General features: G+C 68.5%; 17 protein-coding genes. 10 read left to right on the plus strand and 7 right to left on the minus strand.

The window, feature by feature from the left end:
- Together K9U40_RS04515 and K9U40_RS04520 are read right to left on the minus strand one after the other, a co-directional pair.
- A partial coding sequence (locus K9U40_RS04515) for a monovalent cation:proton antiporter-2 (CPA2) family protein (protein ID WP_282889022.1) occupies positions 1 to 1,781 on the minus strand: 1,781 nt, incomplete at its 3' end.
- 203 nt (positions 1,782 to 1,984) lie between these two features.
- Positions 1,985 to 2,557, minus strand: coding sequence for an invasion associated locus B family protein (locus K9U40_RS04520; RefSeq protein WP_282889023.1), 573 nt, complete (start codon positions 2,555 to 2,557; stop codon positions 1,985 to 1,987).
- Positions 2,558 to 3,143: 586 nt separating this feature from the next.
- On the opposite strand from K9U40_RS04520, the gene coxB reads away from it, so the two are divergent.
- The 9 genes from coxB (at position 3,144) to K9U40_RS04565 (ending at position 11,080) form a co-directional block, all read left to right on the plus strand.
- Complete coding sequence (coxB, locus tag K9U40_RS04525; protein WP_282889024.1) at positions 3,144 to 4,004, plus strand: cytochrome c oxidase subunit II; 861 nt, start codon at positions 3,144 to 3,146, stop codon at positions 4,002 to 4,004.
- A 126-nt stretch (positions 4,005 to 4,130) separates the two neighbouring features.
- On the plus strand, positions 4,131 to 5,753 hold the full coding sequence (gene ctaD / locus K9U40_RS04530; protein ID WP_282889025.1) for a cytochrome c oxidase subunit I: 1,623 nt from the start codon (positions 4,131 to 4,133) through the stop codon (positions 5,751 to 5,753).
- Between the two features lie 228 nt (positions 5,754 to 5,981).
- On the plus strand, positions 5,982 to 6,929 hold the full coding sequence (locus tag K9U40_RS04535; protein WP_282889026.1) for a heme o synthase: 948 nt from the start codon (positions 5,982 to 5,984) through the stop codon (positions 6,927 to 6,929).
- Positions 6,926 to 7,111 carry a hypothetical protein gene (locus K9U40_RS04540; protein ID WP_282889027.1) on the plus strand — a complete coding sequence of 62 codons (186 nt, stop codon included), beginning with the start codon at positions 6,926 to 6,928 and terminating at the stop codon, positions 7,109 to 7,111. The genes K9U40_RS04535 and K9U40_RS04540 overlap by 4 nt, the downstream gene beginning before the upstream one ends.
- A gap of 82 nt (positions 7,112 to 7,193) precedes the next feature.
- Positions 7,194 to 7,823, plus strand: a complete 630-nt coding sequence (locus K9U40_RS04545; protein WP_282889028.1) for a cytochrome c oxidase assembly protein — start codon at positions 7,194 to 7,196, stop codon at positions 7,821 to 7,823.
- Positions 7,824 to 7,958: 135 nt separating this feature from the next.
- Entirely contained in the window at positions 7,959 to 8,792 is an 834-nt protein-coding gene (locus tag K9U40_RS04550; RefSeq protein WP_282889029.1) for a cytochrome c oxidase subunit 3, read from the plus strand.
- 79 nt (positions 8,793 to 8,871) lie between these two features.
- Positions 8,872 to 9,258 carry a DUF983 domain-containing protein gene (locus K9U40_RS04555; protein ID WP_282889030.1) on the plus strand — a complete coding sequence of 129 codons (387 nt, stop codon included), beginning with the start codon at positions 8,872 to 8,874 and terminating at the stop codon, positions 9,256 to 9,258.
- Complete coding sequence (locus K9U40_RS04560) at positions 9,255 to 10,031, plus strand: SURF1 family protein (RefSeq protein WP_282889031.1); 777 nt, start codon at positions 9,255 to 9,257, stop codon at positions 10,029 to 10,031. Before K9U40_RS04555 ends, K9U40_RS04560 begins: the two co-directional genes overlap by 4 nt.
- 200 nt (positions 10,032 to 10,231) lie before the next feature.
- Positions 10,232 to 11,080, plus strand: coding sequence for a MipA/OmpV family protein (locus K9U40_RS04565; RefSeq protein ID WP_282889032.1), 849 nt, complete (start codon positions 10,232 to 10,234; stop codon positions 11,078 to 11,080).
- A gap of 16 nt (positions 11,081 to 11,096) precedes the next feature.
- Here the strand turns inward: K9U40_RS04565 and K9U40_RS04570 are convergent, their stop codons facing one another.
- The 4 genes from K9U40_RS04570 to K9U40_RS04585 form a co-directional block, all read right to left on the minus strand.
- Positions 11,097 to 11,414, minus strand: a complete 318-nt coding sequence (locus tag K9U40_RS04570; RefSeq protein ID WP_282889033.1) for a hypothetical protein — start codon at positions 11,412 to 11,414, stop codon at positions 11,097 to 11,099.
- 313 nt (positions 11,415 to 11,727) lie between these two features.
- Positions 11,728 to 12,858: a peptide chain release factor 2 gene (prfB, locus tag K9U40_RS04575; RefSeq protein ID WP_282889034.1), complete on the minus strand. Its 1,131-nt coding sequence runs from the start codon at positions 12,856 to 12,858 to the stop codon at positions 11,728 to 11,730.
- A gap of 365 nt (positions 12,859 to 13,223) precedes the next feature.
- On the minus strand, positions 13,224 to 15,641 hold the full coding sequence (locus K9U40_RS04580) for a penicillin-binding protein 1A (protein WP_282889035.1): 2,418 nt from the start codon (positions 15,639 to 15,641) through the stop codon (positions 13,224 to 13,226).
- Positions 15,642 to 15,928: 287 nt separating this feature from the next.
- Positions 15,929 to 19,120 carry an Rne/Rng family ribonuclease gene (locus K9U40_RS04585; protein WP_282889036.1) on the minus strand — a complete coding sequence of 1,064 codons (3,192 nt, stop codon included), beginning with the start codon at positions 19,118 to 19,120 and terminating at the stop codon, positions 15,929 to 15,931.
- Between the two features lie 879 nt (positions 19,121 to 19,999).
- Here K9U40_RS04585 and K9U40_RS04590 point away from each other — a divergent pair.
- Positions 20,000 to 21,247, plus strand: coding sequence for an N-acetylmuramoyl-L-alanine amidase (locus K9U40_RS04590; protein WP_432715904.1), 1,248 nt, complete (start codon positions 20,000 to 20,002; stop codon positions 21,245 to 21,247).
- 19 nt (positions 21,248 to 21,266) lie between these two features.
- On the opposite strand, the gene K9U40_RS04595 is transcribed toward K9U40_RS04590, so the two are convergent.
- Positions 21,267 to 21,686, minus strand: a complete 420-nt coding sequence (locus K9U40_RS04595) for a DUF983 domain-containing protein (RefSeq protein WP_282889038.1) — start codon at positions 21,684 to 21,686, stop codon at positions 21,267 to 21,269.
- Positions 21,687 to 21,853 lie beyond the last annotated feature (167 nt).

Consider the following 21,853-nt stretch of genomic DNA (forward strand, 5'->3'; position numbering starts at 1 on the left):
GGCTTCTCGGGCTGGGTGAGGGGCTCGGGCTCCACCTTGTGGCCGCGGAACACGTCGGCGTCCGCGAAGATGCCTTCCTCCAGCTGGCGCTCGAGGCGGGCGCGGTCGCGCTGGCGCACATCGGCGATGCGCGCGGCCGCCGCGGTCTGCGGCACGCCTAGCGCCTCCAGGGTACGGGCGCCGAAGGACAGGGCCGATTCGACGGTCTCGCGCAGCTCGAAATCCACGCCGAGGCGCAGCAGCTCCATGGAGTGCACGCGATCGAAGCTGCGCACGAACAGGCGCACATTGGGGATGGAGGCGCGCACGATCTCGACGATGCGGTTGGCGTCCTCCTTGTTGTCCACGCAGACGCAGATGACCTCCATGGTCTCCGCCCCGGCGGCACGCAGCACGTCGAGCCGGGTGCCGTCGCCATAATAGATGTGCACGCCGAACCGCCCGGCGCTCTGGATCATCTCCACGTCCTTGTCGATGATCGTGACGCTCACGTCCTGCGCCAGGAGACACTGGGAGACGATCTGGCCGAAACGGCCGAAGCCGATCACCAGTACCGAGCCGTCCGCATCGGCGAAGTCGTCGGCCGGCGGCTCCGTCTCCGGGCGGGCGAAGCGGGGCAGCAGGCGCGACAAGGCGGCGAACAGCAGCGGCCCGAGAATCATGGTGAGTGCGGCGAGGGCGATCAGCAGGTCCGCCTGCTCGGATTTCAGGATGCCGGTGCCGAGGCCGAGCGGGAACAGCACGAACGCGAATTCGCCCGCCGACATGAGCGCGATGGCCGCGCGCATCGAATCCTGGGCGGCGATGTTGTCGGCCCGGAACACGAGATAGACGATCAGCGACTTGACCACCGCCACCGCCAGCGTGCCCACCAAGAGGCTCGGGATATGGCCGAGCACCACGTCGATGTTGAGCGACATGCCGATGCTCATGAAGAACACGGCGAGCAGCAGGCCGCGGAAGGCGTCCACATTGGCCTCGATCTCGTGGCGGAAGGTGCTTTCCGACAGGAGCAGGCCGGCAAGGAAGGCCCCGAGCGCGGCCGACAGGCCCGCTGCCTCCATGAGCCCCGCGGCGCCCATCACCACGAGCAGGGCGGCCGCCGTCATCGCCTCGCGCGCGCCGGAGCGGGCCAAGACGCGGAACAGCGGATTGAGCAGGTAGCGCCCCGACACCACGATGATGGCGATGGCCGCCACCGCGATCAGGGCCGCGAGCAGCGTGGCCTTGGGATCGCGGGCGACCTCGGCCTCGCCGCCCGGCGCCATCAGGGGCACCAGCGCGAGCAGGGGCACCACCGCGATGTCCTGGAACAGCAGGATGGAGAAGGTGCGCTGGCCGTAGGGGGAGGCAAGGTCGCCGCGCTCTCCAAGGAGCTGGAGCGCGATGGCGGTGCCGGAGACCGACAGGGCGAGCCCGCTCACCACCGCGGCGGCGACGCCGAAGCCGAGGCCGAAATAGGCCAGCAGCGCGAAGGCGAGGGCGGTGAGGATCAGCTGCGCCGTGCCGAGGCCGAAGATGTACTGGCCCATGGACAGGAGATTGGAGGGCTTCAGCTCCAGTCCGACCAGGAACAGCAGCATGACCACGCCGAGCTCGGCGACGGTGGAGACGACGGCCGGGTCCGCCACATTGAAGCCCACCGGGCCGATGGCGATGCCGACCAGCAGATAGCCGACCACCGGAGAAAAACCGAGGCGCTTGGCGATGGGAACGGAGATGACGGCCGCGGCGAGGAAGGCGAGCGCCGCGCCGAAGAGTGCGTGTTCATCCCCGTGCATCCACCTCTCCCCGCCGGCCCCCGACGCCACAGGCCCGGACCTCCTTCAGGCCGTCCGGGCGACGCGCATGCTGCTACCGCACTCCGCTTGAGGTTTGTGGGCAGCAAGCATGTCCAAACCATGCCCATGCTGCGGCGCAGCAGGGGCTGTGGGCAAGTCCGGGAATCACGCGCCCCTGCGTGAAAGCCGGACCGGCTCCGTCTTCAGCGCAGCGTGTCGAAGCCGGGGCCGAAACCGTTGAGGCTGAGCGGGACGCCGATGCCCTCTTCCGGCGTCTGGAAGATGATGAAGGTCGCAAGCTTGCCGGCCTTGAGGCGGGCGACGAGCGCGTCGTCCATCACCACCTCGGCCACGCAGCCATTGGGCAGGCAGCGCACGAATCCGGCGCGGCCCACGTCCTGCTCGTCGATCTTCAGGCCGAGCCCCGCCGGCAGCAGCACGCCGAGGGGCGCCAGCACGCGCAGCAGGCGGCTTTTCTGGTCCGCCGTTTTCAGCACGATGACGGTGAGGCCCACGTTCGGGCGGTCCTCCGCCTGCACCGACTGGAGCAGCACGCATTGCTCGCTCTGGGCGCCGGGCGGTGTGTCGCAGCGGATCTGCCATTCGCCGTGCACCGATTTCACCACGCCCTGCGCGGCCGCGGGCTGTGCTGTGCCGAGCGCTGCTGCGACCAGCGCGCCGAACAGGAGAAGCAGCGCGCTGATCCTCGTCCCGGACCGGGCCCTCGCGGCACGGCCCGAAAGGAAGAGGTGGCGGGCGGGGAACGACACGACCATCGCAAGCTCCGGCAGGGACCCGGCGGGCGCCAGGCAAACCTGCCTTATCTGATTTAGTGAACCAATGCCTTAATGGCCTAGCCATCCTGTCAACAATGCGGCGGCGGCATGGCGCTTGCGCATGGCGGGGGGATTCTCCCCGGAGCCCGCCTCGGCGCCGGTCCATGTCCTGTCAGGCCGGTATCGGCGGGTAGGCTGCGCGCGCCATTTTGTCTCTATTCCCTAGCGGCATGCCGCGTCTGGCGGTCACGCGCGGCCAAGGCTGCGGCGCGGCCGGGCAAGGCGGTGCAAGGGCCGGTCCCGGACCCGCCGGGAGAGCCGACTCCGAAGGCTGACATGCATCGACTTATTGTCGCACCGAGGGCCAGGCTTGGGCGATTGCAAGGCGCACCCAATTATGTTTGATGAACCCTAGGGAGAGTGGCTGCCTTAAAAATCAGTGCACTTGCCAGCGGTCTCCGCCGGATGGGTAGCTCACTTCAACAAGTGGTCCGGGCGGCGCTCCGCTGAGCGTGCAGGGCGGGCCCAGCAAGACGGCGGTTCGATCTGCGTTGTTCGATCCGCCGGCCAGGGAGAGCCGTTGAAGATGATGTCGTTCCTTCGCTCCGCTGCCCTTGCCGTGGGCACGTGCGCCGCGAGCCTGTTCGCGAGCGCCGCCTGCGCCGAGACCGGCCAGCCATCCCCGTGGCAGATCAACCTCCAGGGCGCCGCCACGCCGGTGATGGAGCAGATCCACAATTTCAACGGGCTGCTGCTCGCCATCATCACCTCGATCGTGCTGTTCGTCCTCGTGCTGCTCGCCATCGTGGTGGTTCGCTTCAACGAGCGGGCCAATCCGGTACCGTCCAAGACCAGCCACAACACGCTCATCGAGGTGGCGTGGACCGTCATTCCGGTGCTGATCCTCGTGCTCATCGCCATCCCGTCGTTCCGGCTGCTGCACCTCGAGCTGAACATCCCCAAGCCGGACCTGACGGTGAAGGTCACGGGGCACCAGTGGTACTGGTCCTACGAATATCCCGACAACGGTGCCTTCGGCTTCGATTCCTACCTCGTCGCCGAGAAGGACCTGAAGCCGGGACAGCCGCGCCTGCTCGCCGTGGACAACGAGGTGGTGGTGCCGATCAACAAGATCGTGCGCATCCAGGTCACCTCCGCGGACGTGATCCACTCCTTCGCCATGCCGTCCTTCGGCGTGAAGATCGACGCCAATCCCGGACGCCTGAACGAGAGCTGGTTCAAGGTGACCCGCGAGGGCATCTATTATGGCCAGTGCTCCGAGCTCTGCGGCCGTGACCACGCCTTCATGCCGATCGCGGTGCGCGCGGTGAGCGAGGCCGATTTCGCGGCCTGGGTCGCCCAGGCGAAGGCGAAGTTCGCGTCTGCCGCCGATGCCGCCGGCAAGATGGCCGACGCCGGAGAGGCGGCCCGCGCTCCGGCGCGCTGAGCGTTGCGCCGGCGCCCGGCGCCGGCGCCCCAAGGGATTGCGCCGCCGGTCGAGGCCGGGGGCGGGAGCAGCAAGCAGCGGTGCGGCGAGACGGGCGCCGGCGCCGGAAGGACAAGGATAGCGGGAATGGCCACCGAGGCAGTCACCCATACCCACGACGATCACGCCGATCACGACGCGCACATCCCCACGGGCTGGAAGCGCTGGGTCTTCTCGACCAATCACAAGGACATCGGGATCATGTACCTGATCTTCGCCATCGTGGCGGGGATCGTGGGCGGCATCCTGTCCATCGCCATCCGGATGGAGCTGCAGCACCCCGGCCTGCAGATCTTCTCCGATCCGCAGGCGTTCAACGTCTTCACCACCGGCCACGGCCTCATCATGATCTTCTTCATGGTGATGCCCGCCCTTATCGGCGGCTACGGCAACTATTTCGCCCCGCTGATGATCGGCGCGCCGGACACGGCCTTCCCGCGGATCAACAACATCGCCTTCTGGCTGCTGCCGCCGTCCTTCATCCTGGCGCTGTCGTCGCTGTTCGTGGAAGGCGCGGCCGGCTCCAACGGCTTCGGCGGCGGCTGGACCATCTATCCCCCGCTCTCGTCCAAGCTCGGCCATCCCGGCCCGGCCATGGACCTTTTGATCTTCTCGCTGCACATCGCCGGCGCCTCCTCGCTGCTGGGCGCCATCAACCTGATCACCACCATCTTCAACATGCGCGCGCCGGGCATGACGCTGCACAAGATGCCGCTGTTCGCCTGGTCGCAGCTCATCACCGGCTTCCTGCTGCTACTGTCGCTGCCGGTGCTGGCCGGTGCCATCACCATGCTGCTGACCGACCGCAATTTCGGGACCACCTTCTTCGACCCGGCCGGCGGCGGCGACCCGATCCTGTTCCAGCATCTGTTCTGGTTCTTCGGGCACCCGGAGGTGTATATCCTGATCCTGCCGGGGTTCGGCCTCGTCTCCCACATCATCTCCACTTTCGCGCGCAAGCCCATCTTCGGCTATCTCGGCATGGCCTATGCCATGGTCGCCATCGGCGTGGTGGGCTTCGTGGTGTGGGCGCACCATATGTACACGGTGGGCCTGTCCAGCGGCACGCAGTCCTACTTCGTGGCCGCGACCATGATCATCGCGGTGCCCACGGGCGTGAAGATCTTCTCCTGGATCGCCACCATGTGGGGCGGCTCCATCCAGTTCCGCACGCCCATGCTGTGGGCCATCGGCTTCATCTTCCTGTTCACGGTGGGTGGGGTGACGGGCGTGGTGCTGTCGAATGCCGGTATCGACCGTTCGCTGCATGACACCTATTACGTGGTGGCCCACTTCCATTACGTGTTGTCCCTCGGCGCCGTGTTCGCCATCTTCGCCGGCTGGTACTACTGGTTCCCCAAGATGAGCGGCTACATGATCCCGGAATTCTGGGGCAAGCTGCACTTCTGGGTCACTTTCGTCGGCGTCAACCTGATCTTCTTCCCGCAGCATTTCCTCGGCCTCGCCGGCATGCCGCGCCGCTATGCCGACTATCCGGACGCGTTCGCGGGCTGGAACTTCGTTTCTTCCATCGGCTCCTACATTTCGGGCGTCGCGGTGCTGATCTTCCTGACCGGAACGGCGCTCGCCTTTATCCGCAAGGAAAGGGCCGGGGACAATCCGTGGGGTCCGGGCGCCACCACGCTGGAATGGACCCTCTCCTCGCCGCCGCCCTTCCACCAGTTCGAGGTGCTGCCGCGCATCAAGTGATGACCGGTCGCAACGGCCACGAAACGGAAGCCGCGGGCGACCGCGGCTTCTTCCGCCTTCCGGATCGGGGGCACTGCGCCTTGAGGCATCGTGCGGGTGACGGGTGTCCGGGGGCGAGAGTTCGAGACATTTGGTTCAAGCCGCCCGCAGAGGCGCGCGGGTCCACCCCAGCAGTTCGGCCAGGGCAATGGATCCAGGGAGCGAACACGGGTTTGAGGGAGTTCGGGGATGCGTGACGAACGGGCGAGCCTGACCACTTCCGAGCCGTACGCCTTTGCGGCGACCGGCGAGGGGCTGGCTTCGCCGCGCGACTATTTCGAGCTGCTGAAGCCGCGTGTGATGTCGCTCGTCATCTTCACCGCGTTGGTGGGCCTGGTGCGGTCGCCGGCCGACGTGCATCCCGTCATCGCCTTCACCGCGCTCCTGTGCATCGCCGTCGGCGCGGGTGCGGCCGGGGCGCTCAACATGTGGTGGGATGCGGACATCGACGCCGTCATGACCCGCACCAGCAAGCGGCCGGTGCCGTCCGGGCGGGTCAGCGCGCAGGAAGCGCTGGCGTTCGGTCTCACTCTTTCGGCCTTCTCGGTGGGGGTGCTGGGCCTCCTGGTCAACGCGCTCGCGGGCGCGCTTCTGGCCTTCACCATCTTCTTCTACGTGGTGATCTACACCATGTGGCTGAAGCGCTCGACGCCGCAGAACATCGTGATCGGCGGGGCCGCGGGTGCCTTTCCGCCGCTGGTGGCCTGGGCCGCCGCGTCGGGCACCGTCTCGCTCGAGCCAGTTCTGCTCTTCGCCATCATCTTCTTCTGGACGCCGCCCCATTTCTGGGCGCTCGCCCTCTATCGGGCGGACGACTATGCCCGGGCCGGAGTGCCCATGCTGCCGGTGACGGCAGGCCCGGACGAGACCCGTCTCCAGATCCTGCTCTACACCCTTTTCCTGGTGCCGCTGGCCGCGAGTCCGGCCGTGCTTGGCTATGCGGGCCTGTCCTATGGCGCCGTCGCGATCCTGGCCGGCGCATGGATGATCCATCTCGCCTGGCGCGTGTTCCGGCGCCGCGAGGGCGAGCCGGCGGTGAAGGCGGCGAAGAGCCTTTTCGGCTTTTCCATCGTCTATTTGTTCGCCCTGTTCGCGACCCTTCTCGGCGAGGCGGTGGTCGGCGGGCTGATGCGATGAGCGGGAACAAGAAGACGCCCCGCCCCTCGAACGAGGACGGCGTGATCCTGACGCCGGAACAGGTGCGGCGGCGGCGGGCGCGCAACATCGCGATCGCGTCCGTGCTCGGGTTCCTGGCGATCCTGTTTTACGTGGTGACCATCGTGAAGCTGGGGCCCAATGTGTTGAACCGGCCCCTGTGAGGCGACGGGGAGGGGATTTCGGACGCGAGGCGTGAAGGCGCGAGGAAGGGATCGGAGGCGATCCGCACGGCGAGGGTGAAAGATGGACGCGGGCAAGGCTGAGCGCACAGCGGGCGAAGGACGCGGCAGGGACCGCGCCGGGCGCCGTCACCTCGTGGTGGCGTCGGCCTGTGTCGCCTTCATCGCCGCCATGGTCGGCGTCACCTACGCCTCCGTGCCGCTCTATGCCATGTTCTGCGCCCTCACGGGTTTCGGCGGTGCCACGCGGGTGGGATCGGCGCCCGCCACGCCCATCGATCGCGAGATCACCATTCGCTTTGACGCCAATGTGGCGCCGGGCCTGCCCTGGGCTTTCGCTCCGGTGGAGCGTGAGATGACGGTGAAGGTGGGGGCCACCAGCCTCGCCCACTACACTGCGGCGAACCGCTCGGGGGGCGAGACCCACGCCAACGCCACGTACAATGTCTCCCCGCCGCAGGCCGGGGCGTATTTCGTGAAGTTGCAGTGCTTCTGCTTCGAGGAGCAGACGCTGACGCCCAACGAGAAGCTGGAAATGCCGGTCGTCTTTTATGTGGACCCCGCCATCGAGCAGGATCCGGACCTGAAGAGGCTCGGCAGCATCACATTGTCCTACACCTTCTTCCCGGCCAAGGCGCCGGACAAGCCGGTGGCGCGGGCGAACGGGGCGGAGGCGGAGCGCAAGCCGCTCTAGAGACCGGATCGGCGTTCACCGCTCCGGGGAGAGATATCCGACACGGGCGGCCCTGCCGGGCCGTCCCGAAAAACAGGGTCACGCGCCGGGACTTCGGCGGGGCCTTTCGAGACAGGGGAAGGGAGGCCGACCGCGATGGCCGAGGCACACGTCAAGAAGCACGATTACCACGTCGTCGATCCGAGCCCCTGGCCGATCATCGGCTCCGTCTCGGCGCTCATCCTCACCGCCGGCGCGGTGGTCTGGATGCATGGCGGCACCGCACTCATCATGTCGGTGGGCTTCCTGGGCGTCCTGTACACCATGTTCGGCTGGTGGCGGGACATGGTCCATGAGAGCCGCGCCGGCCTCCACACCCGGGTCGTGGTGCTGGGCCTGCGTTACGGTATGATCCTGTTCATCGCCTCCGAGGTGATGTTCTTCGTCGCCTGGTTCTGGGCCTTCTTCGATGCGTCCCTGTTCACCGCAGAGGCCATCAACTACCAGCGGCTGGAGTTCACCGGCGGCGTGTGGCCGCCCAAGGGCATCGAGGCGCTGGATCCGTGGCACCTGCCGCTGCTCAACACGCTGATCCTGCTCACCTCCGGCACCACCGTCACCTGGGCTCACCATGCCCTCGTGCATGGCGACCGGCAGGGCCTCAAATGGGGCCTGTGGTGCACCGTGGCCCTCGGCGTGTTGTTTTCGGCGCTCCAGGCCTACGAATATGCCCACGCCCATTTCGCCTTCGCGGGCAACATCTATGGCGCCACCTTCTTCATGGCGACCGGCTTCCACGGCTTCCACGTGATCGTCGGCACCATCTTCCTGGCGGTGTGCCTGCTGCGTGCCTACCAGGGTGATTTCACCCCGCAGAAGCACTTCGGTTTCGAAGCCGCGGCTTGGTACTGGCACTTCGTGGACGTGGTGTGGCTGTTCCTGTTCACGTTCATCTATGTGTGGGCGTCGGGCGGTTCCGCCGGTCATTGATCGCGACGGATGGGCGGGGTGGCTCCGGCCGTCCCGCCCCCATCCTCGGCTGCCGCGTGCGGCCCTTTGGAGCCCGACCATGCCGCTGGATCCCTATTTCGCGCCGATCTCCCCCTGGTCGGCTGGCCTTGGCTGCCGCTGCCCCCGCTGCGGGCGTGGGCCGCTCTTCAAGGGTTTCCTGGATCTGGCCCCCTCCTGCACGGCCTGCGGGCTTGATTACGCGTTCGCCGATTCCGGCGACGGGCCGGCGGTCTTCGTCATCCTGATCGCCGGCTTCATCGTGGTTGCGCTGGCCTTCTGGGTCGAAGTGTCGTTCGAGCCGCCGCTCTGGGTCCATGCCTTGCTCTGGGTCCCCGCCATCCTGGTGGTCACCCTCGGCCTGCTGCGCCCCTTCAAGGGGGTGATGGTGGCGCTCCAGTACCGCAACAAGGCCGCCGAAGGGCGGCTCGATTCCCATACGCCGTGAGCCATCCGACGGACGATGCGGCGCGGCGTGAAGCTCTGCCGGCCCGCGGACTGCTGCTGCCGGCACTTGCCGCATTGGCCGCGTTTCTCATTCTCGTGGGGCTCGGCACCTGGCAGCTGGAGCGGCGTGCCTGGAAGGAAGACCTGCTCGCGCGCGTCGAGGCACGGGTTCATGCCGCTCCCGAGCCGGTTCCCCCTTCCGCTGCATGGCCACATCTGACCCGCGAGGCGGACGAGTATCGCCGCGTGCGTGCGCGAGGCACCTTCGACCATGCTCGGGAGACCCTCGTCTATACGGTGCGGGGCGAGGATGCCGCAGGCCCGCTCAAGGGACAGGGCTTCCTGGTGGTGACGCCGCTTCTGCGCCCGGACGGGCCGCCGCTGCTTGTCAATCGCGGCTTCGTGCCCCTCGGCCTGCGTGATGCGGCCACCCGCGTGGCGGGGCAAGTGAGCGGCGAGGTGGAGGTGGTGGGCCTGCTGCGCTTCCCGGAGGAGGCAAGCTGGTTCGTTCCGGCCAACGATCCGGCCCGGGACAGCTTCTACCGCATGGATCCCGTCGGGATCGCCGCGGCCCGTGGCCTCGCCGCCGCGCCCTTCATCATCGACCAGGAGGCGGGCGCGGTGCCGGGACATCTGCCGGCAGGCGGCGGCACGCGCCTCGCCTTCCCCAACCGCCACCTTGAATACGCGCTCACCTGGTACGGCCTTGCGGCGGCGCTGGTGGCCGTCGCCGCAGCGTTCCTGTGGACGCGGCGGGGTCGGCGGCCAGGCTGACAGGCCGCGGGGCTGCAGCTTAGCCAGGCTGCGGGAGAAGCGTGGCGGATTTGCAACGCCCTTTCCGGTACTGCCGGGAAGCTCTTGACGCAACAGGCCGTTAGCCATCTTCTCTTGGTTAGTGCGGCCGGGGCCGCCCTGTTCGGAATTTGCAAATGGCTCGGCCGCAGGATGGCCGCGGTTTCAGCCAGAGGTCATCCATGCATCGGTCGCTGCGTTTCGCTCTTCTCGCCGTGGTGCTTTCGGCGGGCGGGCTCGTTCCCGCCAAGGCGGCCGACCTGTTCTCGCCGCCGCCGGCAGCTCCCGTCGCGCCCTCCGTGCAGGAAGACTGGTACCTGACCATCGGCGCCTCGGGCCAGCTGGAACCGGACTATCCCGGCGCGGACGGCTACACCGTGCGGCCCGGCCTGATCTTCTCGATCCGCAAGGCGAGCCAGCTGAACGTTTTTCGCAGCGTGGACGACAATCCCTCCATCGCCCTGTTCGATACCGGCAATTTCCGCATTGGCGCGGTTGGGCGGCTGGACTGGGGGCGCAACCAGGATGATTCCTACCGCCTGACCGGCCTCGGCGACCTGGACATGTCGGTGGAGGCGGGTGGCTTCGCCGAATGGTACGTGACCGACTGGCTGCGCACCCGCGCCGAGCTGCGCTACGGCTTCGGCGGCTTCGAGGGCGTGCGCGGCATGTTGGGCGCGGATGTCATCCTGCCTTATGGCCAGTGGCGTTTCGCCGTCGGGCCGCGGCTCACCTATGGCGGCGCCGGCTATATGGAGAGCTATTTCGGGGTCACGCCGCTGCAGTCGGCGCTGGCGACCGCGCTGGGTAATCCGCTGCCGGTGTACAATGCCGGCGCGGGCTTCGATCTCGTGGGCGCCACGGCGCAGCTCACCTACAATTTCCGCAACGGCTTCGAAGCCGGCGTCTACGGTACCTATGGCCGTCTGCTGGGCGATGCCTCGTCCTCGCCGCTCACGTCCGATGCCAACCAGTTCATGGCCGGCGTCTCGCTGAGCTACACCTTCAACATTGGCCGCGCCTGGTGGTGATCGGGCAACGCGTGCTCTAGAAGGCCGGCGTCGGCGCGAAGAGGCAGAGGGTGCGGCCCTCGCGCTTGCCCTGCACCGAGCAGCGGTGGAACTTGCCGTCCGGGCTCTCGGGCACCGCGTGGCGCGGGAAATATTCGCCCGTCGCCTTGATGAAGTAGCCTTGGCCCGCGAACTCCACGTCTTCCGGCCCGATCTCGTAGCAATCCTGCCCCGAGCAGCAATAGGCGGGATACCATTCGTGGGAGCGGGCGAGGCGGGGCGAAACCGCCGCCGCCGACAGGCACAAGGCGAGGCCGAGGGCACGCCGCGTGGCGCGGCCGGGGAGTCTCCCCAAGGTAGGTGTCGTCGGATACGACCTCGGATACGCCATGCGTGACGGCTCCGTTTCGCCCGAGGCCGGGAGCGGCCGGCCCGGGTACATTACGAGCCGTTCAGGATGACGCAAGCAGCGGAAAGCGCAAAGGATTTTCGGGCGGACCCGGATGCCGTCAGGGCAGGTGCAGGGTCGGTTGAGGCGCGTGCGCCGCGCCGGAGCGTTGCGGCCGGACGATTCCGGCCGCCGCTGCGACATGACGTCCACATCGCCGCGCCGGCCAGCCGGCAGCGGGCACGGCGCCGCCTCCTGCGATGACGGGCTCAGACGTGGATCAATCCACGTCCTCCACGCTGTCCGGGCCGCCGCCATAGGCGCGCTGGGCCAGGGCCGCCTGCATGAAGGGGTCGAGGTCGCCGTCCAGCACCTCCTGCGGGGTGCCGGAGGTGACGCCGGTGCGCAGGTCTTTCACCAGCTGGTAGGGCTGGAGCACGTAGGAGCGGATCTGGTGGCCCCAGCCGATATCGGTCTTCGCCGCCTGCTCGGCCGCCGCCTCGGCCTCGCGCTTCTTCAGCTCCAGGTCGTAGAGCTTGGCACGCAGCATGTTCCAGGCGGTGGCGCGGTTCTTGTGCTGGGAGCGGTCGCCCTCGCTCACCACGGCGATGCCGGTGGGGATGTGGGTGAGGCGCACCGCCGATTCCGTCTTGTTCACGTGCTGGCCGCCGGCGCCGCCGGAGCGCATGGTGTCCACCCGCACGTCGGCTTCCTTGATGTCCACCACGATGCGGTCGTCCACCACCGGATAGACGTCCACGGAGGCGAACGAGGTCTGGCGCCGCGCGTTGGAATCGAACGGCGAGATGCGCACCAGGCGATGCACGCCGGCCTCGGTCTTCAGCCAGCCATAGGCGTTGTGGCCCTTCACCTGGATGGTGGCGGACTTCAGCCCGGCCTGCTCGCCCTGGGATTCGTCCATCAGCTCCACCTTGAAGCCGTGACGCTCGCACCAGCGGCGATACATGCGCAGCAGCATCTCGGCCCAGTCCTGGCTGTCGGTGCCACCGGCGCCGGCATGGACCTCGAGATAGGTGTCGTTGGAATCGGCCTCGCCCGAGAGCAGGGCCTCCAGCTCGCGCCGGGCCAACTCGCCCTTGAGGCCGTCGAGGGCCGCGGCGGCTTCCGTGATGACGCCCTCGTCGCCTTCCGCCTCGCCCAGCTCGATCAGTTCCACATTGTCGGCGAGATCCTGCGACACGCGGTCGATGGCACCGAGGCCGTCCTCCAGGGTGGTGCGCTCCTGCATGATCTTCTGCGCGCGGTCCGGGTCGTCCCAGAGGGTCGGGTCCTCGACCATGGCGTTCAGCTCGGCAAGACGCCGCCGCGAGCGGTCCACGTCGAGGTGGGACCGCAGCAGGTCCAGGGAGGCTCTGATCTCGTCGACCTTCGCGGCGAGTTCCGCGCGCATGGCTCATCTCACTCAGGCTGGATGCGGAGGGGCTCGGGTCGAAAAGACCCGTGCGGCCGGTCCGTCTCCATGTTTGCGGAAGGTCATGCACCGTTCGGCCGTGGGCGCGGCCGATCGATTGATGACCCGAGGGGCCGCGGAAAATAGCGGCGGGGCGGGCGAGTGTAAACGGAAGAGGCGGTGCGGCGCCGAAAACGGCTGCCTTGTCCCGGGGTTGAGCGCTCGTTCCCGGGACGGCGGTCGGAGCAGGCGGAGACTACGCGTCGCGCCACGGTGCCGCGATGATACGCGGTTGACCCTGCATCATCGCGCCCCTTCCGGGCGGCGATGGCGGAGGCGGCGCGCGCCGCCCCAGGGATGCCATCTCAGTAGAGGCCGCCACCCGTGCGCACGGTGCGGTCGGGCTCGGGCGCGGCACCGTCGGTGCCGGTATAGCCCACCACCGAATAGCTGTCGGGCGGGGCGGTGCCGGGCTTGAAGGCCTCGAGGATGGCATTGCCGTCGCCAGAGCCGGTCCTCTGGCCGCTCTTCCGGTCGATGCGGACCAGCTTGATGCCCGCCGGCACGCGGAACGGCAGGGCCGGGCGGTCGGCGATGGCGACCTTCATGAAGTCGCGCACGATGGGCGCCGAGATGAGGCCGCCGGTGGAGCCCTTGCCCATGGCCCGGGGCTTGTCGTAGCCGAGATAGACGCCCACCACGATTTCCGGCGTGAAGCCGATGAACCAGGCGTCCTTCTCGTCGTTGGTGGTGCCGGTCTTGCCGGCGATAGGCTTGCCCAGTTCCTTCAGCGCGGTGCCGGTGCCGCGCTGGACCACGCCTTCCATCATGGAGGTGATCTGGTAGGCGGTCATGGGGTCGAGCACCACCGGGCGGCGATCGACGAGGCTGGGCTCGGGCTGGTTGTCCCACTTGTCGGCCTCGCAGCCGCGGCATTCGCGCTCGTCGTGCTTGAAGATGGTGTGGCCGTAGCGGTCCTGGATACGGTCGATGAGCGAGGGCGTCACCTTGCGCCCGCCATTGGCGATCATGGCGTAGGCGCCGGTCATGCGCAGCAGCGTGGTCTCGCCGGAGCCCAGCGCCATGGCGAGATAGGGCGGCATGTCGTCATAGATGCCGAAGCGCTTGGCGTATTCGGCGACGATGGGCATGCCCACGTCGTTGGCGAGGCGCACGGTCATCACGTTGCGCGACTGCTCGAGGCCGAAGCGCAGGGTCTGCGGGCCGTAAAACTTGCCGGAATAGTTTTCCGGCCGCCAGGTCGCCTGGCCCTGCTGCTCCAGCTCGAAGGGGGCGTCCATGACGATGGTGGAGGGGGTATAGCCATTGTCCAGCGCCGCCGAATAGACGAACGGCTTGAACGAGGAGCCGGGCTGGCGCATGGCCTGGGTCGCGCGGTTGAACTGGCTCTCGTCGTAGGAGAAGCCGCCGGAGATGGCGAGCACGCGGCCGGTGGTGGGCTCCATGACCACCATGGCGCCCTCCACGCCCGGCAGCTGGCGCAGGCGCCATTGGCCCACGCGGTCGCCCAGCGGCTCCACATAGATCACGTCGCCGGGCTTCAGCACCTGCGGCAGGGGCCGGCGGGTCCATTTGGCGCCGTCCACGGGGATGAGGCCCACCTCGCGGTCGGTGGAGCGGGCGCCGGACTTGGTGCGCGGCGGCTGGAGGCCGATGCGCGCATTGTCCTTGTTCACGTCCAGCACGATGGCGAGGCGCCAGGGGATGTCGGTGAATTCCTTCACCTCGCCGAGCTTCACCCCCCAGTCCACGCCGCCGGAGAGGTCGATGTGGGTGACGGGCTTGCGCCAGCCGCGCTCCTCGTCATAGCGCACGAGGCCGTCGGTGAGGGTCTTCTTGGCCAGTACCTGGAGCTTGGGGTCCAGGGGCGTGCGCACCGAGAGGCCGCCCTCGTAGAGCTTGCGCTCGCCATAGCGCTCGTAGATCTGCCGGCGGACTTCCTCCGCGTAATATTCGGCGGCGAAGATCTGGGCACCGGAGGGACGGGGGGTCACGTCGAGGGGCGACTTCTTGGCGGCCTCGCCGTCAGCCTGGGAGACGAAGCCGTTCTCCACCATGCGGTCGATCACCCAGTTTCGGCGATCGACGGCGCGGGAGCGGTCGCGGAACGGATTGTAGGAGGAGGGCGCCTTCGGCAAAGCGGCGAGATAGGCCGCTTCCTGCACGTTCAGCTCGTCCACCGACTTGTCGAAATAGACCAGAGCGGCGGCGGCGATGCCGTAGGCGCCCATGCCGAGATAGATCTCGTTGAGATACAGTTCGAGGATGCGGTCCTTGGAATAGGTGCGCTCGATGCGCAGGGCGAGCAGCGCTTCCTTGACCTTGCGGTCGATGGACACCTCGTTGGTGAGCAGGAAGTTCTTGGCCACCTGCTGGGTGATGGTGGAGGCGCCCTGGGGCCGGACGTTCTTGCCGTAATTCTGGAAATAGAAGGCCGCGGCGCGGAAGATGCCTGTCGGGTCGATGCCGCCGTGCTCGTAGAAATTCTTGTCCTCGGCCGACAGGAAGGCCTCGATGACGGACTGCGGCACGGACTGGATGGGAATGTAGAGGCGGCGCTGCTTGGCGTATTCCGCCACCAGCGCGCCGTCGGCCGCGTGCACGCGGGTCATCACCGGCGGTTCGTAATTCTGCAGCTGGGAGTAGTCCGGCAGGTCCTGGGAGTACTTCCACACGAAATAGGTCGCGCCCGCGGCACCCGCGAGGAGGACCACCGTGGTGAGCGCGAACACGAACCCCAGAAACCTCAAGATCAACCGCATTTCGCCGGTTCCCTCCCACGGCGCCCCATCAGGCGCGGCACCGCATAGCGCGACTTCACTCCCGTGCGAAGGGCCCACAGTGCGGGGCTGGGGCCGGGAGCGCAACTTCCCTTTCACGTCCGCGCGAGTGGAATGCGCGGTTCCGCGCCGCACGTGAAGAGGATTCGCAGGTAAGACGCTATGCGGGGCAAACGTGGCCGCTTCGCGACGGGACGGCTGACGCCACCAAACGAAAACGCCTCCCGGAGGGCCGGGAGGCGTCGTATCGGGAGGTCAGAAGCCGGGCCTCAGCCGCCGAACAGCTTGCGCTGCCACCAGCCGGACCGCTTGCTGGCCGGGGTCTCCTCGACCGGGCCCGCCGCTGGCTCGGCGGCGGGCGCTTCGGCGGCTGCGGCCTCGGGAGCGGGCTGCGGCACGGTTTCGGACGGGGCGGAAGCCTCCGGCTCGGCCGGGACCGGCTGAAGCTCGGCCGGGGAGGCGGTCACGCCGGCGCCTGCCGGGGACGCCTCGGCGGCAGTGTCCGCCGTGAGGATCACCGGCGCCTTCTCGCGCACGGTGGAACGGCGGCGCGGCTTGGCCGGCGCGACGGCTTCCGGTTCGGCGGTCTTGGTCTCGGCGGCCTTGGTCTCGGGCGTTTCCACCACCACCACCGGCACCGGCGCCGGGGTGAAGAGGACGGGCACAGCCGGGATCTCCGCGGCGGCTTCCGGCGCCTCCGCTTCGGTCACCGGAATGCGCGCCTCGAAGGCGGGGGCCGCCTCGGCTTCGCCATCGCGGGCCTCGGCGAGGGCATCCGCCTCGTCGGCGTCTTCGGCGTCCTCACCGGGCTCGCCATCGGATTCGCCGGCGGCCAGCGTGGTCTCGCCCTCGCGCTCCCGGCGGTTGCGACGGCCGCCGCGACGGCCGCGACGACGGCGGCGGCGCTCGGCATTCTCTTCATCGGAGCGCTCGGCATCGGCGGCGCGCTCCTCCTCGGAGCGGTCATCGTCCTCGCCCTCGCCGTCCTCGCCCTCCTGGGCCTCGGCGGTGGCATCGTCCTCGTCGTCGCCCTCGCCTTCGGCGCCGGCCTCGCGGGTCTCCTCGCGGTCACCCCGGCGGCGGCGGCGGCGACGGCGGCGCTTGCGGTTGCCGTCGTCGGCGCGCTCCCCGTTCTCGCCTTCGGCCTCAGCCTCGGTTTCGGCAGCCTCCTCGACGATCTCCTCGTCCTCCTCCTCGGCATAGTCCTCGTCGAGCAGGATGGAATCGGGGTGCACCACGGAACTGGGGCGGGGCGCGGGCGCCGGCGGCACGGCCAGGTCGCCCTTTTCGATGATGAAGGGCTGGTGGCCGGTCACGCTCTCGTCGGCGGCGATGGAGAGGGTGACGGAGAAGCGATCCTCCAGCTCGCGCAGGTGGGCGCGCTTCTGGTTGAGCACGTAGAGCGCCACCTCGGTGCGGGTGCGGGCGATGAGGTTGTGCGTGGCCGCGCGCAGCAACTGCTCTTCCAGCGCGCGCAGCAGCTGGAGCGACACGGACGCCGCCGAGCGGACGTGGCCGGTGCCGCCGCAATGCGGGCACACCTCGATGGAGCTTTCCAGCACGCCGGTGCGGATGCGCTGGCGCGACATTTCCAGCAGGCCGAAATGGGAGATGCGGCCGATCTGGATGCGCGCCCGGTCGTTCTTCAGGCAGTCCTTGAGCTTGCGCTCCACCGCCCGGTTGTTGCGCTTCTCCTCCATGTCGATGAAGTCGACCACGATGAGGCCGGCCAGATCACGCAGGCGCAATTGGCGGGCGATCTCCTCGGCGGCTTCCACATTGGTCTTGAGCGCAGTGTCCTCGATATGGTGCTCGCGGGTGGCGCGGCCCGAGTTCACGTCGATGGAGACGAGAGCTTCCGTCGGATTGATGACGATGTAGCCGCCGCTCTTCAGCTGCACCACGGGGGAGAACATGGCGTCGAGCTGCTGCTCCACCCCGTAGCGGGCGTAGATGGGCTGCTGCTCGCGATAGGGCAGGACGCTTTTCGCATGGCTCGGCATGAGCATGCGCATGAAGTCCTTGGCCTCGCGATAGCCTTCCTCGCCGGCCACGTGAACTTCGTCGATGTCCTTGTTGTAGAGGTCGCGGATGGCCCGCTTGATCAGCGAACCCTCTTCATAGACGAGGCTCGGCGCGGCGGAGGACAGGGTCAGCTCGCGCACCGTCTCCCACAGCCGCAGGAGGTATTCGAAGTCGCGCTTGATCTCCACCTTGGTGCGGTTGGCTCCGGCGGTGCGCAGGATGATGCCCATCCCCTCCGGCACCTCCAGGTCCTGCACCACTTCCTTCAGGCGCTTGCGGTCCACGGTGTTGGTGATCTTGCGGGAGATGCCGCCGCCACGGGCGGTGTTGGGCATCAGGACGGAATAGCGGCCGGCCAGCGAGAGGTAGGTGGTGAGGGCGGCGCCCTTGTTGCCGCGCTCCTCCTTGACCACCTGCACCAGCATCACCTGGCGGCGGCGGATGACCTCCTGGATCTTGTAGGAACGGGCGCGGCGCTGCGGCGCGCGCTCGGGCACCTCCTCCATGGCGTCATCGTCGGCGCCGAGATGCTCGATCTCCTCTTCCTCGTCGATCTGGTCGACGTCCCCGTCGTCCTCGTCCTCATCCTCGTCGTCCTCGACGCGGCGGGCCTCGGCAGGGGTCTCCTCGATGTCGAGGATCGGCGCGGGGTGGCTTTCACCCTCGGCGGCTTCCCTGCGGCGGATGTCCTCGTCGTCGGCGCCATGCTGCTCCACCGGGGCCGGTAAGGGCGTGCCCATGGCGGCCTCGGCCTCGGCTTCCTCAAGCGCGGCAGTGGCTTCGGCCGCCTCGGCGGCGGAGAGCAGATCGGTCACGCTCTCGGGCGCGTGGTGCGTCTCGGGGGCGGGCTCGATCGCGACATCTTCCGGCTCGGCCGCGACGGGGGCCGCATCCGATTCGGCGGCAATGCCGGGAATGGTCTCGGGCGTCCCGGTTTCGGCCGTATCGCCGGAGGTGAGAGCAGTATCATATTCCGGTAAATCGCCCGTGAGCTCCGGCGCGGCCTCTGCCGCAGGTCCGGCGACGGTTCCGGCGTCCTCGGCCGGCTCGGCGCGCTCGCTCACGCTCTGTTCGGGGCTGGAACGGCGGGCGCGGCCGCGCTCGCGGCGGCGCTCCTTCAGCTCGGCCTCGTCGTCGGCGAGGCGGGCGGCGCGCTCCTCCTCCTCGATCAGAGCGAGACGGTCGGCCACGGGGATCTGGTAATAATCCGGATGGATCTCGCTGAAGGCGAGAAAGCCGTGGCGGTTGCCGCCATATTCGATGAAGGCGGCCTGGAGCGAGGGCTCCACGCGCGTCACCTTCGCCAGATAGATGTTGCCCCGCAGCTGCTTGCGGGACGCCGACTCATAGTCGAACTCTTCGACCCTGTTCCCGCGCACGACCACGACCCGGGTCTCCTCCGGGTGGGTCGCATCGATGAGCATCTTGTTGGCCATGGAATTCTCTCTTCACGGCGCCGCGGGCATAGGTCCGCGACAGCCGCCCGGGCGCGCCCCCATCGGGGTCGCCCAGGCCGCTCGGGCGCCGGATGTGATGACGTGAGGATGATGAGGAGGAGCGGGCGCGCCGGGTCGTGTCGCTACGACCCTCGACGTCGGGGCACACGGGGGCGCGCATAACGCGCCTGTCGTGCGGAGAAAAATCCATGCCCTCGGCTACCCGTTCCTCGATGAAGGGTTCCAGACCGGATGAAAGGCGGGCGCCTTGTTCCGGCCACGGTACACGTTCGCCCGATTCCCCAGATCGTCCCTTGCGGCTCTTCGACTGAGGCGGCCGGTGGGGCTGACGCATCGAGCGCCGGTGGGGGCGCTCACCGCGGGGCTCCACGTTCAAGTGGTCGAGCCGCCAGCGGCAATGGAGGTGTTCCTTGACTTCCGGGCATCCGGCGCGCTCAGCGGCCCGCCCGGGATCGAAGAAATACCACCTGCGGCAGCCGCGGCAACCGGGGCCGAAGGGCCTGTTCCGGAACGCGAACTGTGTACGACGACATTCTTACCCGCCCGACTTCCCGCTTGGCAAGGTTTATGCGTCCACTTCCTCGCTCCGGCAGGCTATAACGCTTCGTCAACGGAGCGTTTACGGGCACGGCCTTAAGGCTGCCCTCCTTGGATGGCCCGATCCTGCGATCGCGCGAAGATGGGATGCCCATGGAGCTGCGCCCGGACCTGAGCCCCCGATGCTCCCGTGCTCCGGCGCCTGCCGGGACAAGGCGCCGCAGCCTTTTGCCCGCAACCGGTCCCGGCGCCTGCGCCATGGGGCACGCCCTTGCGGTCGTCTCGGCCCTGGCTTTGGCACTGGCCTGCGCCGGGTCCGCCATGGCCGGGGAGGGGGTGCGCGCGGCGGTCATGTCGGCCGAGGTGAAATCCGCCGGGACCATGCCCGCGGAAGCCCCGCCCGCCGACACCAGGTCCGCCGTGGCCACCGATGCGCGGCTCGCCGGCGACGCCCAGCGCACGCGCCTCGTCCTCGACCTCGACCGGTCGGTGGAGTTCCACGCCTTCACCCTGGCCGAGCCCTACCGGGTGATCCTCGATCTGCCGGACGTTGCCTTCGCGCTCAAGCCCGAATCGAACCAGCTGAAGCGCGGTCTCGTCTCGGCCTATCGCTTCGGCGTGTTCGCGCCGGGCAAGGCGCGCATGGTGCTGGAGGTGACCGCCCCCGTGGCTATCGACAAGGCCTTCGTGCTCGATCCGGTGGATGACCAGCCCGCCCGCCTTGTGGTGGACCTGGTGAAGACCGATCCGGATACCTTCGCCCGCACTGCGGCGAAGGCGGCGGCCCAGCGCACCGCGCCGCCGGCGACGCCCATCGTGCCGCCCGAGATCGGGGATGCGCGCCCCGTGGTGGTGCTCGACCCCGGCCATGGCGGCATCGATTCGGGCACGTCGGGCTATTCCGCCTTCGTGGAGAAGACTCTGGTGCTGGAGACCGCGCTCGCCGTGCGCGACCTGCTGGAACGCTCCGGCGCCTATCGCGTCGTCATGACGCGCTCCACCGACACCTTCGTGCCGCTGGGCGAGCGGGTGCGCATCGCCCGTGCCCACCGCGCCGACCTGTTCCTGTCCTTCCACGCCGACGCGCTCGCCCGCGGCGACGGGCAGGCCCGCGGCGCCAGCGTCTACACCCGGTCCGAGACCGCGAGCGACGCGGATGCCGCCCACCTCGCCGAGAAGGAGAACAAGGCGGACCTCATCGCCGGCGTGGACCTCTCCGACGAGAGCGACGAGGTGGCCGGCATCCTGGTGGACCTCGCCCAGCGGGAGACGCGCAACTTCTCCGCGCTGCTGGCCCGCTCGCTGGTGGGCAGCATGAAGGGCACGGTGCGGTTCCACCGCGCGCCGCTGAAATCCGCCGGCTTCCGCGTGCTGCGCGCCCACGACGTGCCCTCCGTGCTGCTGGAGGTGGGCTACATGTCCAGCAAGGAGGACCTGAAGCTGCTCACCTCGCCGGAGGGGCGCACCCGCATCGCCGAAAAGGTGGTGGAGGGCATCGACCAGTTCTTCGCCCAGAAGGCCGCCGGCCTCCACGCCGCCGCCGACCCGCCCGCAGGCGCGCCGCGCTGATACGGATCGCGATCCGCGCTCAGGCGCCGGGCCTGCGCGCGCCGTCCCCGGTGACGACGCGGCGGCCCTCCTCGGCCTTGTAATAGAACTGGCTCGCCACCAGCCAGCCCTTGAGCGGGCGCAGCGGGGGTATGCAGGTGAGGAGCAGCAGGGGCACGGTGGTCACGAGGTGCACCCAGTATGGCGCCTCATAGGCCACCTCCAGCCAGATGGCGAACACCACCGCCGGCACGCAGGCGAAGCACATGACGAAGAAGGCGGGCCCGTCCGCCGGATCGGCGAAGGAATAGTTGAGGCCGCACACCTCGCAGGCCGGCGCGATGGTGAGGAAGCCGTTGAAGAGATGCCCCTCCCCGCAGCGCGGGCAGCGGCCCCGGATCCCGGTGCTCAGTGGCGAGAGGGGCGGCCAGATTCGCGAGTCCGGCGTGCGATCGTCCATGATGTCTCCTTGCCCCGCGCCGGACGTAGGAGGTCGACCCCCCACCCGCAAGCGACAATGCTGTCGCAGGGGCAGGCCGCGCGAGGAGAGTGGGCTGAGCGCACGAGATCGCCGCAGGCGCTTCTCGATCCGAACGCTGCGACAGGAATAGGGCCTGCTGCGCAGGG

The organism is Xanthobacter autotrophicus (genome assembly GCF_030015065.1).
Taxonomy (GTDB): domain Bacteria; phylum Pseudomonadota; class Alphaproteobacteria; order Rhizobiales; family Xanthobacteraceae; genus Xanthobacter; species Xanthobacter autotrophicus_D.